The sequence below is a fragment of the Streptomyces sp. P5F9 genome (assembly GCF_057961495.1).
Map to the genome: position 1 here is coordinate 1 of NZ_JBXVPZ010000220.1, position 15660 is coordinate 15660.

The 15660-nt window shown below is 71.1% G+C and carries 17 protein-coding genes; 8 read left to right on the top strand and 9 right to left on the bottom strand.

Translation table 11 applies throughout. From position 1 onward, the window contains the following. Positions 1-67 precede the first annotated feature (67 nt). Positions 68-1255 carry a cytochrome P450 gene (locus tag AC31A1_RS29585; protein WP_489656250.1) on the top strand — a complete coding sequence of 396 codons (1188 nt, stop codon included), beginning with the start codon at positions 68-70 and terminating at the stop codon, positions 1253-1255. A 60-nt stretch (positions 1256-1315) separates the two neighbouring features. Here AC31A1_RS29585 and AC31A1_RS29590 read toward each other — a convergent pair whose 3' ends face one another. Beyond that, complete coding sequence (locus tag AC31A1_RS29590) at positions 1316-1810, bottom strand: MarR family winged helix-turn-helix transcriptional regulator (protein WP_489656251.1); 495 nt, start codon at positions 1808-1810, stop codon at positions 1316-1318. A 146-nt stretch (positions 1811-1956) separates the two neighbouring features. Between AC31A1_RS29590 and AC31A1_RS29595 the strand changes: the two genes are divergently transcribed. Both AC31A1_RS29595 and AC31A1_RS29600 read left to right on the top strand, forming a co-directional pair. Then, positions 1957-3237, top strand: a complete 1281-nt coding sequence (locus AC31A1_RS29595) for a multidrug effflux MFS transporter (protein WP_489656252.1) — start codon at positions 1957-1959, stop codon at positions 3235-3237. Between the two features lie 366 nt (positions 3238-3603). Then, positions 3604-4299, top strand: coding sequence for a DUF4232 domain-containing protein (locus tag AC31A1_RS29600; protein WP_489656253.1), 696 nt, complete (start codon positions 3604-3606; stop codon positions 4297-4299). A 59-nt stretch (positions 4300-4358) separates the two neighbouring features. Here AC31A1_RS29600 and AC31A1_RS29605 read toward each other — a convergent pair whose 3' ends face one another. Then, positions 4359-4514: a hypothetical protein gene (locus AC31A1_RS29605; RefSeq protein ID WP_489656254.1), complete on the bottom strand. Its 156-nt coding sequence runs from the start codon at positions 4512-4514 to the stop codon at positions 4359-4361. 8 nt (positions 4515-4522) lie between these two features. On the opposite strand from AC31A1_RS29605, the gene AC31A1_RS29610 reads away from it, so the two are divergent. Further along, positions 4523-4783 carry a hypothetical protein gene (locus tag AC31A1_RS29610; protein ID WP_489656255.1) on the top strand — a complete coding sequence of 87 codons (261 nt, stop codon included), beginning with the start codon at positions 4523-4525 and terminating at the stop codon, positions 4781-4783. 35 nt (positions 4784-4818) lie between these two features. Here the strand turns inward: AC31A1_RS29610 and AC31A1_RS29615 are convergent, their stop codons facing one another. Further along, complete coding sequence (locus tag AC31A1_RS29615; RefSeq protein WP_489656256.1) at positions 4819-4920, bottom strand: CGNR zinc finger domain-containing protein; 102 nt, start codon at positions 4918-4920, stop codon at positions 4819-4821. Positions 4921-5355: 435 nt separating this feature from the next. Then, positions 5356-5493: a hypothetical protein gene (locus AC31A1_RS29620; protein ID WP_489656257.1), complete on the bottom strand. Its 138-nt coding sequence runs from the start codon at positions 5491-5493 to the stop codon at positions 5356-5358. Positions 5494-5588: 95 nt separating this feature from the next. On the opposite strand from AC31A1_RS29620, the gene AC31A1_RS29625 reads away from it, so the two are divergent. Beyond that, positions 5589-6077, top strand: a complete 489-nt coding sequence (locus AC31A1_RS29625; protein ID WP_489656258.1) for a hypothetical protein — start codon at positions 5589-5591, stop codon at positions 6075-6077. 63 nt (positions 6078-6140) lie between these two features. Then, positions 6141-6284: a hypothetical protein gene (locus AC31A1_RS29630; protein ID WP_489656259.1), complete on the top strand. Its 144-nt coding sequence runs from the start codon at positions 6141-6143 to the stop codon at positions 6282-6284. 9 nt (positions 6285-6293) lie between these two features. On the opposite strand, the gene AC31A1_RS29635 is transcribed toward AC31A1_RS29630, so the two are convergent. The 3 genes from AC31A1_RS29635 to AC31A1_RS29645 form a co-directional block, all read right to left on the bottom strand. After that, complete coding sequence (locus AC31A1_RS29635) at positions 6294-6950, bottom strand: response regulator (protein ID WP_489656260.1); 657 nt, start codon at positions 6948-6950, stop codon at positions 6294-6296. Further along, positions 6947-8263 carry a sensor histidine kinase gene (locus tag AC31A1_RS29640; protein ID WP_489656261.1) on the bottom strand — a complete coding sequence of 439 codons (1317 nt, stop codon included), beginning with the start codon at positions 8261-8263 and terminating at the stop codon, positions 6947-6949. The genes AC31A1_RS29635 and AC31A1_RS29640 overlap by 4 nt, the downstream gene beginning before the upstream one ends. Positions 8264-8405: 142 nt before the next feature. Next, entirely contained in the window at positions 8406-10643 is a 2238-nt protein-coding gene (locus AC31A1_RS29645) for an MMPL family transporter (RefSeq protein WP_489656262.1), read from the bottom strand. A 272-nt stretch (positions 10644-10915) separates the two neighbouring features. Here AC31A1_RS29645 and AC31A1_RS29650 point away from each other — a divergent pair, with 272 nt between their 5' ends. Continuing rightward, positions 10916-12424: a serine/threonine-protein kinase gene (locus tag AC31A1_RS29650; RefSeq protein WP_489656263.1), complete on the top strand. Its 1509-nt coding sequence runs from the start codon at positions 10916-10918 to the stop codon at positions 12422-12424. A 9-nt stretch (positions 12425-12433) separates the two neighbouring features. On the opposite strand, the gene AC31A1_RS29655 is transcribed toward AC31A1_RS29650, so the two are convergent. After that, positions 12434-13327: an MBL fold metallo-hydrolase gene (locus AC31A1_RS29655; protein ID WP_489656264.1), complete on the bottom strand. Its 894-nt coding sequence runs from the start codon at positions 13325-13327 to the stop codon at positions 12434-12436. A gap of 114 nt (positions 13328-13441) precedes the next feature. On the opposite strand from AC31A1_RS29655, the gene AC31A1_RS29660 reads away from it, so the two are divergent. Next, on the top strand, positions 13442-14329 hold the full coding sequence (locus AC31A1_RS29660; protein ID WP_489656265.1) for a LysR family transcriptional regulator: 888 nt from the start codon (positions 13442-13444) through the stop codon (positions 14327-14329). Here the strand turns inward: AC31A1_RS29660 and AC31A1_RS29665 are convergent. Next, positions 14304-15660 (bottom strand): CaiB/BaiF CoA transferase family protein (locus AC31A1_RS29665; protein WP_489656266.1); only part of this gene is annotated, 1357 nt, incomplete at its 5' end. The two genes, AC31A1_RS29660 and AC31A1_RS29665, sit on opposite strands and share 26 nt — an antisense overlap.

A 15660-nucleotide genomic window follows, 5' to 3' on the forward strand; every position in this document is an offset into this window, starting at 1 on the left:
CCCGACCCACACCCCGATTGTTAGCCTCGGTCATGGCCAGTTTCCCCCTGTCCCGTCATGGATCGCGATGAGCGCGGTCGCCGCCGCCTCCTTCCCGCTCGGTGCCGGGACCACGCTTGCCGAGCTCGCTCAGGACCCACACGCACGGCTGGCGCGGCTTCGTGAGAGTGAACCCGTGTCCTGGTTGCCGGAGTTGGGCGGCTGGCTGGTCACGCGGCGGGACCTCGCGTTGGCTGTGATGCGGGACGCGGCCACCTTCACCGTGGACGACCCGCGCTTCTCCACCGCTCAGGTCGTCGGCCCGAGCATGCTGTCCCTCGACGGGGAGCGGCACGCCCGTCACCGTGAACCCTTCACCGCGCCCTTCCGACCCCGCGAAGTCCGGGACGGCTTCGCCTCGTTCATCGAGGGCGAGACCGACCGACTCGTCACGGAACTGCTGCCGGCGGGCGCCGGTGAACTGCGGCGCGCCTTCGCCGGCCCGCTCGCGGTCGCCGTCGTGACCGAGGCACTCGGGCTGACCGGTACCACCCCGGACACGGTCCTCTCCTGGTACGACGCCATCGTGCGGGCGGTCTCGGACATCACGGCCGGCCACGAGGCGGGAGCCGCCGGCACCAAGGCGTACGCGGAACTGCGCGCCTCCGTCGAAGCCACCGTCGCCGACCGGGGCGGAGCCTCGCTCCTCGGCTCCGCCGCCGGACACCTCACACTCCCCGAAGTGGCCTCCAACGCCGCCGTGTTGATGTTCGGCGGCATCGAGACCACCGAGGCGATGATCACCAACGCGCTGCTGCATCTACTCCGCCACCCCGACCAACTCGCTCTCGTCCAGGCCGACATGGGGCTGCTGGACGGCGCGATCGAGGAGTCGTTGCGCCTCGAACCCGGCGCCGCCGTCGTGGACCGCTACGCCACCCGCGACACCGTCCTCGGCCCGGCCGCGATCCGCGAGGGCGACCTGGTCACCGTCTCCCTCACCGGCGCCAACCGCGACCCGGCCGTCTTTCCCGACCCCGACCGCTTCGACGTCCGCCGCGAGAACGCCCGCCTCCAACTCGCCTTCGCCCACGGCCCGCACTACTGCCTCGCCGCCCACCTCGCACGCCTGGAGACCCGCGTCGCCCTCCGGCACCTCCTCGAACGACTCCCCTCCCTGCGCCTCGACCCGGACCGCCCCACCGCCCCGCACGGCCTGGTCTTCCGCAAGCCGCCGACACTGCACGTGCTGTGGGGCGCCCGAGTCATGTACTGAGGGATGCCACGACCTGACGCGGAGCCGAGCCCCCGAGGGTGACATTCCGTCAGGAAGCCTTCATTCACGGCCCACTTGGCGCTCCATGACCTCCACCAGCCGCCCCAACGCACTCAACACCTGATCCCGGTCCTCACCCAGCCCCGCCAACAACCGCACCTCGGCGGAGAGTTGGCGCGGAAACAGGTCGTCCACCGCCTTCGCCCCGGCCGGCGTGATGGTCACCAGCGCGGCACGCCGGTCCGCCGGGTTCGGCGTACGCGCGATGAAACCGCGCTTCTCCAGCTTGCCCAGGGCCTTGCTGACGCCCGCGCGGGACAGGCCGAGCCATTCGGCGAGGCGGCGGGCGATCACCGGCTCGGTGGCGTGCCGCAGGGGGATCAGCATGTCGACCTCGGGGGCGGTGAGCTCGGCGCCCGCGTAGAGGGGTTCGACGGCGCGGTTCAGGAGCCCGGTGGCGTGCTTGAGCAGGCCGATCAGCTCCATGGGGGAGGTGTCGAGGCCGGGATTGTGCTCGGTCCACTGTGCGCGGACATCGGCGGGGGAGGGCGGCATGCGGCTCGTCTTCTCACTTCCTGGACCGGGCCTTCGTAGGCCTTCGCAGACCCGGTCCGCGGGCTTTCATGGGTCTTCACGGGCTGGCGAAGGCCTTCAGCGGTCCGTCATTGTTAACCGGTGAACCATCGGTTACCGTTATGGTCATGGTATCGCCGTCCCCATCCAGTTCCGCCGCCGCGCGCCCCGCCGCACCGGCCGACTCCATCGACCGCTCGCGGCGCACCGCCGTCGCCCTGGTCGCCGTTCTCGCCGCGCTGACCGCGGTCGCCCCGCTCGCGACCGACATGTACGTCCCCGGTTTCCCCGCGATGGGGGACACGCTCGGGGCGAGCAGCTCGGCCGTCCAGCTGACGATGACCGCGTTCCTGGCCGGACTCGTCGTCGGCCAGCTGCTGATCGGCCCGCTCAGCGACAGCCTCGGCCGCCGCGGACTGCTGCTCTCCGGAACGGCCGCGTTCACGGTCTTCTCCGTCGCCTGCGCCCTCGCACCCGACGTCGAGGTCCTCACCGGAGCCCGATTCCTCCAGGGTGTGTCGGGCGCCGCCGGCATGGTGCTGGCCCGCGCCGTCCTGACCGACCGCTTCCAAGGGGCCGAACTGCCCCGCTACTTCGCGGTCCTCTCCCAGATCATGGGCATCGCGCCGGTCGCCGCACCGGTGCTCGGCGGCGCGATCCTCGCCGTGTCGACCTGGCGCGCGGTGTTCGTCGTACTGACCGTGATGGGCGGCCTGTTGCTGCTCGGCGTGGTCCGCAAGGTCCCCGAGACCCTGCCGCCCGAGCGGCGGCACGCCGGCGGGATCACCAACACCTTCCGCGCGATGGGGCAGTTGCTCCGCCGTCGTGCGTTCATGGGCTACGTCCTTGTCCTCGCGTTCATCTCGGCGGCACTGTTCGCCTACATCAGCGGCTCCAGCTTCGTCTTCGAGAACCTGCACGGGGTGTCCGCCACGACGTACTCCCTGATCTTCGCGAGCAACGCCGTCGCCATGCTGATCGCCGGTGCGACCTTCTCCCAACTCGCAGGACGGGTACGGCTGAACACCCTCCTCGTGGCCGCGGTCGCAGTCGCCGCGGTCGGCGCGCTGGGCCAGGTGCTGCTGGTACTGACCGTGGGGGAGACCCTCGCCGGCACCTGGATCACCCTGTTCATCACGGCCGGTGGCATCGGCATGGTCTTCCCGTCGACCCTGAGCATCGGCCAGGCCCTCGGCCGCAACGCCCCGGGCGCGGCCTCCGCCCTTCTCGGCGGCCTCCAGTTCCTGTTCGGCGCGCTCGCGGCCCCGCTGGTGGGGGTGTTCGGCGAGGACGGTTCCCTGCCGATGGCGATGATCATGCTGATCGCCGTGGCAGCGGCGGGAGTTGCACTGGTGGGGCTGGCCAGGCCGTGGGAGGGGCAGGGAGAACCGACAGCGCCGGCGAAGTGACTGACGGCCCGTCTGGAGCCCGCGGGTTCCCCCGAGTTCCTTCGTTCGCTCGGCGGGATGAGGAAGGCGGGTGATCGGTTGTGGCCGTCGAGTTACGGATCTGTCCCAACGGACGGTGACCGCGCACGAGTTCGCCACGGCGCCGGGAACCGGCGTCCCGGCTTGCCCGTGCCGCGTTCCGGCGCGTTGTGCCTGGTGACGGTGGGCGTCATACGGGGAGGTGCGTGTAACAGGAATGTCTTATGCGGTGGCTGTGCGGAACGGTCGACCTGGTCGAGCCGCTCTTGACGATCAGAAACGCCCGCTCGTACCGATGACCCGTACGGAGCGGCCGGCACTGACACCACCGATCCTGAGGATGAAACGATGCGCGTTCACAAGCTCACCTTCGCCGCCCTGGCCGTCGCCGCCGGTCTCTCGCTCACGGCCTGCCAGAGCGACGACGCCGGCACGGGAAAGAGTGACCCGTCGTCCGCGCCCACGGTGTCGTCCGCGTCCAACGCCTCGTCCTCGGGCGGCAGTTCGGACACGGGCAGCTCGGACCAGAGCGGTGCGAAGACCACCACGGGGACCAGCTCCGGCGGGTCGAGCTCAGGCGGCACGGGCACGGCGGCCGGTACCGGTTCCGACGCGAACGCCAAGGCCGGCAAGTGCCGTACCGACGAGCTGGAGATCACGGCGACGGACAACACCATCGACGGCGACACCGACCGGACCGTCGTGGTCGAGTTCAAGAACGGCGGCGGCCGGGACTGCACGATCTCCGGGTACGCGGGCGTCGACCTGAAGACCAACGCGGGGACGGTGTCGGCGAAGCGCACCGGTCAGGAGACCACGTCGGCCGTCCTCAAGAACGGGAAGTCGACCTACTTCCCCGTCAACTACCCGTTCAACAAGTCGGGCGGCTCCGGCGTCCGCATCACCGGGCTGGTGGTGACTCCGCCGAACGAGACCAAGTCGGTCACCCTCGACTGGCCGGGCGCTGCCACCCTTCCCGTCACGAACGGCTCCGGCTCCTCGGTGACGGTCGGCCCGGTCGGCAGCGCGGGTCAGGGCGGCTGACCCGCACACCCCATCCCATGTCCGCGTGCCGTCCGGGACGGACGCCCGGGCTGTCGTTCCTACGCCTCAGGGAGAGTGATCGCCCGGCGGAGGATCCTGCCGGCCGGACCCTTCGGCAGCTCGTCCGTGATCAGTACGATCCGGGGGTACTTGTACGGCGGGAACCGGGCCCGTACGAACTCGTGCAGTTCGTGCGGGGTGGCGCCGGCGCCCATACCCCTTCGTGGCCGTCGAGATCACCAACCCGGCCCTGTGGCACGACGCGGCTGAGTTGGCCGACCTCTCCGCTCAACTCATCGCCGGAATCGCGGAGTTCGATGCCGTGATCATCCCGACCGCCGCCCGCCCGGCCGTCCCCGTGGGCCACTTCCACGCGGCGGGCATCGACGTGGCCGTCCGCCGGATGCCCGACTGGTCCGCTTGCACCTCACTCCTCAACACCCTTGGCTTGTCCGCCGTTTCGCTGCCCGCGCGAGGCCGCTAGCCGCCACACGGCCGAGCCGTTGCTGCTCGGCCCCGCTAGGAGTTCTTCGCCGCGCGGGCCCGATATGCCGCGACCGTCGTCCGGCTCGCGCACGTGTTGGAGCAGAACCGGCGGGTGCGGTTCCATGACTGGTCCACCTACACAGCCCGCCGCCTGCAGCTGCTCGGGGAATGGGACGCCGCGCTCGCCGTCCTGGCCCCGGACGACGAACCCGAGTTGCGCGCGGAGATCGCCGTAGACCGCTGGTTCTTCCAGATCGAGGGTCAGGAAGAGGCCGAGAAGGTGGTCGCGGCGCTCGATCCGGCATCGCCGACCGCGCACTTGCGCACGGGGCGACTCGCCTACAGCCGTCTGCCGTTCCGGCGCGAACCCCGCGCCGCCGACCGTGCGATGGCCGAGGCCGGCTACCGCGCGGCGATCGAGAGCGGCGACGAGAAGACGCGCGCCTGGGCCGAGTACCACTGGGCCGTTCTGCTGGACAACACCGACCAGGCCGCCGCCCTCGCCCACGCCGACCGCGGTGTCGGGGTGCGGCAGACCGTGCTGGTGGAGGACGCGCGGAACGACGACAACTACATCACCAGCCTCCGGAAGGTCTTCGAGGCGCGGACCGAGGGGGCCTCGCTGGCACCCGAGCAGTTCCGTTCCCCGCCGGACATCAGCGCGGAGGGCACGACGTCGAACGACTTCCGGCAGATCGTCGCCAACATCTGCGAATCCCCGGCCAAGGAGATCTACTTCGCCGGACGGCCGGTCCAACTCCGCCAGTTCCTCAACGAATTGGGCAACCGGGGCTGCCGCGCCCGTGCGTACACCGTCATCACGGGACCGGCCGCCAACGCCCTTCCCCTGGACGGCGATCTGGAGTGGGACACCCTCGAACGCCCCGGCCACCGGCGGCTCGGCCGAAGCCTTCAGGACGCTGGAAGAGCTGACGAGCCATCAAGTAACCGGCCCCGTCGGCCCGGTGGACCTGGCCGACTACCGCGCCATCATCACCTACGACTCGGCCTGGACCGCGATCGAGGGCATCCGCGACGAAGCCGTCCACGGCCACGCGGTTCCCTCCACCGACGAGGTCCGCAACGCCTGGCTACGCCTGCACGGCGCCCACCGCGTCGAGGGCGCCAGTGGCTGGATCTGCCTCGACAACCAGGGCAACCCCTACGGAAAGGCGGTCGCCGTCGTCCGCCTCGACCCCACGACCCGCACCGACCGCTTCGTCACCCTGTCCTGGCCAACAGGCCATGCCCCGAACGGGAGTTGCACGGCGCCGCGCGCTCCGACGACCTGACTGCCCGCAGGGGTCAGCGCACCAGACTCCCGACGATCTCGATCCCGTTGCGGATACCTGCTGTTGGCGGTGTCCACGCTGCTGCCGTTCAAGCTGTTCGTCGCCATCAACATCCAGTTGCCGCTCTCCCAGATGCTGCGAATGGCCAACGCCTACCCGGACGCGGTCGTGCGGATCGGGCAGTTCGTGTCCGTGCCGGCAGCCTGAGGGGAGACCTCAAGCCGGCCGTACCAACCCCGCGTCATACGCGAAGATGACCGCCTGCACCCGGTCCCGCGCGCCGATCTTCGCGAGGATGCGGCTGACGTGGGACTTGACGGTGGACTCGGCCAGGCACAGGCGGTCGGCGATCTCGGTGTTGCTCCATCCCGCCGCCATGACGGTGAGGACCTCGCGTTCGCGGTCGGTGAGGGCGTCGAGGCGGCGGTCCTGTTCGGCGGTGCGGCCGGGCATGCGGTCGGCGAAGGCGTCGATGAGTTTGCGGGTCAGGCCGGGGGAGATGACGGCGTCCCCGGCGGCCACCGCGCGGATGCCGGCGACGAGTTCCTCGGGCAGCGCGTCCTTGAGGAGGAAGCCGCTGGCCCCGGCGCGCAGCGCGGCGTACGCGTACTCGTCGAGGTCGAAGGTGGTGAGGACCAGGACACGTGAACGCCCGCCCGACTGCACGATCCGGCGGGTGGCCTCGATGCCGTCCATGCCGGGCATGCGGACGTCCATCAGGACGACGTCGGGGCGGAGTTCGGCCGCCAGCCGGACCGCCTCGACGCCGTGCGTGGCCTCGCCGACGGTGCTCAGGTCGGGGTACTGCTCGATGAGCATGCTGAAGCCGAGGCGCTGCAGGGCCTGGTCGTCGACGATGAGGACGGTGGTCATGCCGGGTGCTTCTCCGTCAGGTCGGGGGCGGTCGAGGCGGGGAGGAGGAGGGCGCGGACGGTCCAGCCACCGCGGGAGTTGGGGCCCGCGACGACCTGTCCGCCGTAGAGCGCGGCCCGTTCGCGCATGCCGACCAGGCCCTTGCCCTGTTCGTCGGTGCCGGACGCCTTGTGCGGGCCGGTGTCCTCGACGGTGACGATGACCGCCTGCGGACCGGCCGTCACCGTGACCTCGACCGTCGTGCTCGGTGCCGCGTGCTTGAGCGTGTTGGTGAGGGCTTCCTGCACGATGCGGTAGACGGCGAGCTGAAGTCCCTGGGCGAGATGGGTGAGTTCGCCCTTGAGGTGCAGGGTGGCGGCGGGGCCCGCGGCTCTCACCCGTTCCATCAGGGCGTTCAGGTCGGTCAGTCCGGGCTGGGGTGCGAGCGGGGTGTCGTCGGGTTCGTCGTCGTGGATGACGGCGAGTAGCCGGCGCAGTTCGGCCAGCGCGCCGCGCCCGCTCTCGGCGATGATCCGCAGGGTGTCCGCGCCCCGCTTCGGCTTGGTCTCGGCGAGCCCGGCGGCGCCGCCCGCGAGGCCGACGATCACGGCGAGGGTGTGGCCGAGGATGTCGTGCATCTCCCGTGCCACGCGGGCGCGTTCGGTCGCCGCGGCCAGCTGGGCGCGCTGGTCGCGCTCCATCTCCAGCCGCACGGCGTGTTCCTGGAGGGCCTCGATGTACGCGTTCACCAGTTTTCCGGCAAGACCCAGCGCGGCCATCGACAGGATGGCGACCACGGCCAGGAACGCCAGCACCGGCGTACTGGCCCCTTGGGCCGACCCCTTGAGGCCGTTGAAGAAGACGATCGACACGAAAGTCTGCAGGAGGTTGTACGCGACGCCGACGGCCAGCTGGCCGGGAGCCCCGAAGCGCCCCACGTTGAGCAGCGCCACCAGCTGGGTGGCGCTCGAACCCGAGTCCACTCCCAGGAACAGGCACGCCTCGGAGAGGACGGCCAGGAAGGCGAAGACCAGCACGGGCCGCTGCCTCCGCCACAGCAACGGCACGGTGTATCCCGCCGTGACCGCCAGCATCAGCACGAAGGCGGCGCCGGAGTCCTGGGCCGCACGCACCAGGGCCTGAACGCCGCCGAGGGCGTAAAGGGCGGGCACTCCCCAGAGCCTGACCCGCGGATGCGCCACGTCGGCCGCCCGCACCCGCGCGAGCCACGTGAGCAGCCGGACGACCGACCGGTACTCGGAGTCGCCCAGCCGGGTCCGTCCGATCAGGTTCTCGGGCTTGAGAGGCCGGTCCGTCGTCGGCGGTGCGGTCACGGGGGACACCCTCCACAGTGCGGGCGGGCCGCCCGTCGGTCCCGGGGGGAAGAGGACCGGCGGGCGGGGACGGTGTGGTCGACAGGGGCGGCAGCCGTACAGCCGTGAACGGCGTCCTGGTGTGGATCGTACGGCCGCCGCCTCAGCTCTTGCCGGTGGCGCCGGACGACACGGGCGCCCTGCCCGGGCCGGTGGAGCCGTCGTCCGGGGTCTCGGCCAGCAGGTGGCGCAGCCGCTCGCCCTCGACGTCCACGTTGGGCAGCTTCCGGTCGAGCCGGCCGGGCAGCGCCCAGGCGCGGCGGCCGAGCAGAGTCATGACCGCGGGCACGATCGTCATGCGGACGACGAAGGCGTCGAAGAGGACGGCGGAGGCGAGGCCCAGGCCGATCGACTTGATCAGCGCCACGTCGTCCAGCAGGAACCCGGCGAACACGGAGATCATGATGACCGCGGCGGCCGTGACCACCCGGGCGCTGTGCCGGAAGCCCGCGATCACCGCGTCCGTGGGCTCGGCCCCGTGGACGTACTCCTCACGCATCCGGGTCACCAGGAATACCTCGTAGTCCATGGCGAGCCCGAACACCACGCCGATCATGAAGATCGGCAGGACGCTCACGATCGGCGAGGTCTGGTCGACGCCGAACAGGTCCGCCAGCCAGCCCCACTGGAACACCGCGACCACCACACCGAGCGTGGCGAGCACGCTGAGCAGGAAGCCGAGGGCCGCCTTGAGCGGGACCAGGATCGAACGGAAGACGAGGAGCAGCAGGACCAGGGCCAGGCCGACGACCACGCCCAGGTAGGGGATCAGGGCGCCGCTCAGCTTGTTGGACACGTCGATGTTCAGCGCGGTCGTCCCGGTGACCATCAGTTCGGCGCCGGTGTCGCTCCTCAGGGCGGGGCCGCGGTCGCGGATCTCGGAGACCAGGTCGACGGTGGCCGCGCTGCTGGGCGAACTCTTCGGCACGACGGAGATCAGGGCCACGTCACCGCTCTGGTTGAACACGGCGGGGCGTACGGCGGCGATGTCGGACAGCCTGCCGAGCTGGGCGACCGCGTCCCGCGCGGCGGCCTTCGCGTCGCTGCTGTCCCGGCCGTCGACGACCACGGTCAGCGGGCCGTTGTAGCCGTCGCCGAAGCCCTTGGTGATCGTGTCGTAGGCGACGCGCTCGCTGGTGCCCGGTGAGGACATGCTGTCGTCCGGCAGGGCCAGGCGCATCGACAGGGCGGGGATGGCGAGGACGCCGAGTCCGACGACGGAGACGACCAGCATCTTCAGCGGGTTGCGGGTCACGAACCGGGCCCAGCGCACGCCCGTCGTCTCCCCCTTGCCGCTCTCCTGGAGGGCACGCATCCGGCGGCTGGTGAACCGGCTGCCCATGATCCGCATCCCGGCGAAGCCCAGCACCGCGGGCAGCAGGGTCAGCGCGATCAGTACCGCGATGACGACCGCGAAGGCGGCGCCCAGGCCCATCGTGGTCAGCATGCTGATGCCGATGATGCTCAGACCGGCCAGGGCGATGACGACGGTGAGACCGGCGAACACCACCGCGGAACCGGCGGTACCCAGCGCCCGGCCCGCGGCCTCCTCCGGCTCGTGGCCCTCGCGGATCTCACCGCGGTACCGGGAGACGATGAACAGGGCGTAGTCGATGGACACCGCCAGGCCCAGCATCAGCGCCAGCGTCGACGCGGCCGAGCTGAGGTCGAAGAACGCGCTCGCGACCGTGATGGCGGCGACCGCCGTCCCGACCCCGAAGATCGCCGTCAGCAGCGGCAGCCCGGCCGCGAGCAGCGACCCGAACGTGATGACGAGTGCCACGGCCGCGATCAGCAGACCGATCAGCTCGGTGCTGCTGCTGCCCGCCTTCTCCTGTACGGCGTTGCCGCCCAGGCTGACCGCGAGGCCGGCCTTCTCGCCCTTGTCGGCCACGGAGTGCAGCGCGTCGCGCGCGGCGTCGGTGACGTCGGGCTGGCCGACCTTGTAGGTGACCTGGGCGTAGGTGATGGTGCCCGACTTGCTGATCAGGCCGCTCTGGTACGGGTCGGAGACGTTCGCGACCTGGGGCGCCTTCTTGAGGTCGGCGATCAGCGACCGGACCTCGGCCCTGTCGGCGCCGGACGCGAGTGTGTGCCCCTTGGGCGCTTCGAACACCACGCGGGCGGTGGCGCCGGATGCCGATGCCTGCGGGAACTCCTTCTCCAGCAGGTCGATCGCCTTCTGCGACTGCGTGCCGGGGAGGCTGAAGCTGTCGGACGTGCTCGTCGAGACGTTCATGGCGCCGATGCCGACGACCGCCAAGGCGGCGATCCACAGCACCAGGACGAGCCGTCGGCGCCGGAACGAGAACCGGCCCAGCCGGTAGAGAAAGGTGGCCATGGGGTACTCCCACCAGGTTCGACAGAAAGTGGAGGGCCTGCGCGACCCACGCCTTCACGCTAGGAGCGGCTTTCCTCGCGTCCGCGGCACCGGGGAAGTGAAAACGGCCGGGGTGTCTAGTACCGGGGTACTAGACCCTCTCCACCCTCCAGTCGAGGCGGGGGACCCTTTCGTCGACGGCGGGCACCGTGATCCGCCCCACACGATCCGGGACAAGAGCCGGTTATGGTGACCAGGCGAATCGAACGGGGACAGAACCGGCGGAGGACACCGTGTCGGACGAAGGGCGTCGCATCGCCGGGCGCTACCGGCTGACCGAGCAGATCGGCCGGGGCGGCATGGGCACTGTCTGGCGGGCCGATGACGAGGTGCTCGGCCGCCAGGTCGCGGTCAAGCGGCTCCACGCACGCCCGGAACTCTCCGCCGACGAACTCGCCACCCTCTTCGAGCGCACCCGCCGCGAGGCCCGCAGCGCCGCCCGCATCGCGCACCCGAACGTGATCGTCGTCCATGACGTCGTCGACGACGAGGGACGCCCCTGCATCGTCATGGAGTACGTCCCGGGCCCCACGCTCGCCGAACTCCTCAAGGACGGCCGGACCCTGCCGTACCAGGAGGCGGCCCGCATCGGCCTCGACATGGTCGCCGCACTGCGCGCCGCCCACGCCGCCGGTGTGCTGCACCGCGACGTCAAGCCCGGCAACGTCCTCCTCGGCACCGGCGACCGGCTCGTCCTCACCGACTTCGGCATCGCCATGACCGACGGGACGTCGACCCTCACGAAGACCGGCGAGATGGTCGGCTCCATCCACTACATGGCCCCGGAACGGATCCGAGGTCTCACCCCCGGAACCGCCTCCGACCTGTGGGCCCTGGGCGCCACGCTCTACCAGGCCGTCGAGGGGCGCCCGCCGTTCCGCAGGGTCACCGCGATGGAGACCGCGTACGCCATCGCCGTGGACCCACTCGAACCCATGAAGCAGGCCGGACCGCTGGAGCCGCTCATCGAGGCTCTCCTCATCAAGGAGCCCGACGAGCGGCCGACGGCGGAACAGACGGAACGGGCCCTGCAGACCGCGTGGTGGGGCGAGTCGACGGCCCAACTGGCCCCCGACACCGCCGACTTGACCGTCCTGGCACCGGAGCCGGAACCTGCGAGGGACTCCGGCCGCGGGCGGCGCCGGAGCCGCAAGGGGCTCGTGGCCGGGGCGATCGCCATCGCCGTGGCCGCCGCTGCCGCGGCCACGGCGTTCGTGCTGCACGCGACGTCCAAGTCCGCGCCCGGGGAAGCGACGTCGCGGCCTATGACGACGTCCTCAGCCTCCGCGTCACCCGTGCCGGAGGGCTACCACCTCGTCCGGGACCGTCAACTCGGCGTCTCCTTCCCGGTTCCGGACGGCTGGAAGGCCGGCAAGCGGACGGCGGAGGGCGTCACGTATACCGACGAGACGGGCCTGGCCGGGCTCACCATCGGGATCGTGGACCCGGCGGGCCCCGACCCGAGCACGCACTTCGCGGACATCGAGGCCAACACCAAGGTCAACTACCCCTCGTACCGCAGGCTCCGTATGCAGCAGACCACCTTCCAGCAACAGCCCGCCGCTGTCTGGGAGTTCACCTTCCAGGGCCGGGTCCGGGTGTTCCGCGCCATCGACCTCGGCTTCGGCCGGGAGGGCGGCCGCGAGTACGACATCTACCTCTCGGCGCCGGACGCGAAGTGGGACAGCTACCGTCCCGTCTTCGACACGGCCAGGGACGGCTTCGTGACGAGCGCCTCGTAACTCGCGTGCTCACGCCGGGTGTTCGGCGCAGAGGCAGCCGACTCCCTTCTCGATCCAGTCCCGTTCGGCCCACTCGGGATGCCGCTCGATCATGAGTGCCCTGACCTCCTCGACGATCGTCTCCTCGCTCATCGCCGAGTCGCGCCGCACCCACGTCTCGTCCCGCAGCAGCCGCAGATAGTCACGGACGTCCGCGAGCAACTCCGGCCCGCCGACTGCCCCGTGGCCGGGTACGACGACCCGCGCCCCCTCGCCCGCGAGCCGCTCCATCACCGCGAGCCAGCGCGTACCGGACACATCGGTGTCGTACGGCGGGAACCACGGGAAGATCGCGAACTGCCCCGCCTCCACCAGGTCCCCGGTGAACAGCACGCCCGCGTCCGGCACCCGCACCACCTGGTCGCCCCTGCTGTGCGCCCGGCCCGTGGCCCTCAACTGCACGACCCGGCCGCCCAGTTCGAGGTCGTACGCCTCGTCGTAGACGAGGTCGGGCTCCGGCAGTTCGACACCTTCGAGCTGCCGGGCGACCGGCTCACCGAGACCCCGGAACATGTCGAGATATCCCGTGCCCTTCACCTTCAGGTCCTCGGCCTGCGCGCGGTTCACGAGGAACGTCGCCTCACCCGCGAACGCCTGCGCCCCGAAGGCGTGTTCAGGGTGGAAGTGGGTCGTCGTGAGATAGAGCCTGCGTCCCCTGGCGTACTCGGTCGCGAACTCCAGCACCTTCTCGGCGTTCCGCGGCCCCAGCCCCGTCTCCACGACGAGCACCGCGTCCCGGCCGCCGATGACACCGATGTTCGGCACCAACTGCACCCGCCCGTCGGGCACGACCACCAAGTCGCGGTCCAGTTCCCGCACTTCGGTGATGTGCACGACGGGGTCGTGCGACACACGGTCGGCCATGGCGACTCCTCAGCAGTACGGCGATCTTGTCCACCCCCACTCCACCGCCGGACCCCGGCTGGTGTCCAAGACCGATCCTGTACGGCCGATACCGCGTCGGTATCGTCGCCGGTCATGGAGCTACGCACGCTGCGCTACTTCGTGGCGGTCGCCGAGGAACTCCACTTCGGCCGGGCCGCCGCGCGCCTGCGGATGACCCAGCCGCCGCTGAGCCGGGCGATCAAACAGCTGGAGGCCGAGCTCGGCTGTGTCCTGCTGCTCCGCTCACCGACAGGGGTGGCGCTCACCCCGGCCGGCGTCCTCCTCCACGAGGAGGCGCGCGCCCTGTTGGCGCAGGCCGACCGGGTGCGGACCCGCGTGACCGCACTGGCCGGACCGGTCACCCTGACCGTGGGCACCCTCGCCGACAGCGCGGAACAGTTCGGCACCCGGCTCGCCGCCGCCTACCGGGAGCACCACCCCGCCGCCCGCATCCTCATCCGCGAGTCGGACCTGACCGATCCGACCGCGGGACTACGGGCCGGGCTCGTCGACGTGGCGCTGACCAGGACACCCTTCGACGACGCCGGCATCACCACCCGCACCCTGCGCTTGGAACAGGTCGGCGTGGTCCTCCGTACGGACGACCCGCTCGCCCACCGCGACGGCCTGCGCCTGGCCGACCTCGCCGAGCGCCGCTGGTTCCGCTTCCCGGAGGGCACGGACCCGGTGTGGCAGGCCTACTGGACGGGGTCGGCGGGCGAGGGCCGACGCCGTGACGGGCCCGTCGTACGGACGGCCCGTGAGTGCCTGCAGTCCGTGCTGTGGAACGGCACCGTAGGGCTGATGCCGCTCGGGCACGCCCTGCCGGAGGGGCTGACGGTGGTGCCGTTGACCGACATGCCGCCGAGCGCACTCGTCATCGCCTGGCGTGCTGCCGACGCCACTCCGCGGATCCGGTCGTTCGTGCGGATCGCCGAGGCCGTGCACGGCACGACTACCGGGCCGGTTCCCGGCCGATGACCCCGTCGGCCTCCAGCGCGGTGATCTCCTGTTCCGTCAGGCCGAGTTCGGCCAGCAGCTCGTGGTTGTGCCGTCCGAGCAGGGGAGCGTGGCGAAGACGGCGGTGGACAGGGCTCCGGGAGAGCCGGACCGGCAGGGTGCTGTAGCGGGCCCGGCCGCCCACGGGGTGGTCGATCTCCTCGAAGAAGCCGCGGAACCGCACCTGCTCCAACTCGGCCTGCCGGTGCGGCTGCATCACCTTGCCCACCGGGACACCGGCCGGCCAGAGACGGTCGACGATCTCGTCCGCACCGCGCTCACGGCACCAGGCGGCGAGCCGCTCGTCGACGGCGTCATGGTGCCTGTGCCGTCCCTCGGCGGTGGACAGCTCGGGGCTCGACGCCCAGCCGGGGCGGCCGAGGGCGTCGCGCAGCGCCTCCCACTGTTCGTCGGTGGCCACGGCTATCGCCACCCAGGAGTCCCGTCGGCCGAACTCGTCCTGGTCCGCGGTGAGATACAGGTTCTGCGGGGCCGCGCGAGGCCCCCGGTTCCCGGCCCGCTCCAGCAGCGCGCCGTAGGCCGAGTACTCGATGACCTGCTCGGCGGCCACGTTGAGAGCCGCGTCGACCATGGCCGCCTCCACCAGCGCTCCCTCGCCGGTCCGGCGCCGGTGTTCCAGGGCCAGCAGCAGACCGTTCAGCGCGTGGACGCCGGCGTTCGGGTCGCCGATCGAGTACGGCTCGACGGGATTGGACTCCGGATGGCCGGTGAGCCAGGTCAGTCCCGACGCGTCCTCGATGACGAAGGCGAACGCGGCGTTGTCGCGCCACGGTCCGTCGAGGCCGAAGCCGGGCATGCGGACCATGACGGTGTCCGGGCGCAGGGCCCGTACCGCCTCGTAGTCCAGGCCGAGTTGGTCCAGGACCCGCGGGGTGTAGTTCTCGACGATCACATCGCAGGTCGCGATCAGGCGGCGCAGCAGGTCCCGTCCCCGCTCGGTCCGGAAGTCGAGTGTCAGGCTCTTCTTGTTGGTGTTGAGGCCCGCGAAGATCGGCGACCGCTCCCACCACTGGTCCACGGTCGGCGGGACGCCCGCGATCAGCCGGGTGCCGTCGGGCCGTGAGGTGGATTCCAGGTGGATCACCTCGGCGCCGAGCAGAGCGAGCACGTGCGTGCACGAGGGTCCGGCCCAGAAGGCGGTCATGTCGAGGACCCGCAGGTCGCTGAAAGCCAGCCCGGCACCCGTCCTCCCGGTCGTCCGCCGCGCCGCGCCACGGTGGCTCCCGGTGTGCTCGCCGAGGCGCGGGGCCGGGCCTGGGGGCCGTAGCCGGGCGGGTTCCAGGCGGAAGGGT